This is a genomic window from Actinoplanes sp. NPDC049598 (assembly GCF_040675435.1).
Taxonomy (GTDB): Bacteria; Actinomycetota; Actinomycetes; order Mycobacteriales; family Micromonosporaceae; genus Actinoplanes.
In genome coordinates this window covers 51,601-51,928 of the sequence record NZ_JBFAOX010000044.1, presented here as the reverse complement: position 1 = coordinate 51,928, position 328 = coordinate 51,601, and positions in this window count along the sequence as shown.

The following is a 328-nucleotide window of genomic DNA, read 5'->3' as shown; positions in this document are numbered from 1 at the left end:
CTGGTTTTTTTCGTTTTGTGTTCTGTCTTGTGCTCTTCCTTGGGGGCGGGTTTTCCAACGCCGCGGGGTGTGCGGCGTTGGAAAACCGGCCTCATCTCATTGGCTCCTCAGGGCAAATCGCCCGCGGAGCGAAGCGAAGCCAGCCAGCTCAGCAGCCGTATGCAACCAGCCCCACCCGCGGGGGTGGGCCCATTCCGCCTGGCGTGCCCACCGTCTGGGTTGAGCTCGGCGGTGGGCCCATTCCGCCTGGCGTGCCCACCGTCTGGGTTGAGCTCGGCGGTGGGCCCCATTCCGCCTGGCGTGCCCACCGGCTGGGTTGAGCTCGGCG